The sequence below is a fragment of the Granulicatella sp. HMSC30F09 genome, assembly GCF_001806915.1.
In the GTDB taxonomy this organism is placed as follows: Bacteria; Bacillota; Bacilli; order Lactobacillales; family Aerococcaceae; genus Granulicatella; species Granulicatella adiacens.
In genome coordinates, this window is sequence record NZ_KV786404.1 from 83,535 (window position 1) to 84,373 (window position 839).

Here is an 839-nt window from a genome sequence, read left to right on the forward strand (position 1 = left end):
TCAATCGTTTCCTTGAATTCTATATAATCTCTGTCCTGAATACATTCACGAAGTGAATGTACAACCTCATAATCATTTTTAAGAGATGGATTGTTTTCTAAGATATAATCCACGATTCCTTTGCTTGTTATAAAACTTTCGAAAAGCTTATAACGATTATATTTATAGTTCTGAAGTTCGTTAGGATTCTTTAAAATGAACTTCCAATAGTGTTTTAACTTTCGATATAATTTAGGGTCTTTATAGCGATGCTTATTCATGACACATACCCGAGTACGATTTAATTCTCTATTTAAGGCTTGTACGATATGAAAAGGATCAATGATAATTTTTGCGTTAGGAAACATTTCTTTTATTAATTGAATGTACGGTAGGTACATGTCGATTGAGATAGTTTTTACCATTAATCTAGTCTTCGGCTCAAAACGATGAAAATATCTTTTCAAACTGTAAGATTTTCTATCTCGTACAACATCGACCAGCTTGTGTGTAGTGCTATCACAAATAATGAAACTCATATTACTATCGGAAGATTTAACGGATTTAAATTCATCAAAGCATAAATGCGCAGGTAAATCATGTAATGGTTTAATCGTTAATAATCGTGCTGTATCATCTATGATACGTCTTACAGTATGAACTGAAACATTTGTTTCTTTTGCGATATATGTTTCAGATACTGTTTCACTTATCTTTGATTTAATTTCATTTTTTAAACGTTTCGAAATATGACAATGTTTTTCTACAATTCGACTAGTGTCTGCGGTAAATGAAGAGCCACATTCTCTACAGAGAAATCTCTGCTTTCGTAGATTTAAGTAGGCCGGTAGGCCTGAAAC

Annotated in this window: 1 protein-coding gene; it reads right to left on the reverse strand. The window is 31.8% G+C overall.

The genetic code is table 11. The features are described 5' to 3' along the window. Positions 1-839, reverse strand: an 839-nt coding sequence (locus HMPREF3103_RS09570) for an ISL3 family transposase (protein WP_246826935.1), incomplete at both ends; no start/stop codon positions are given.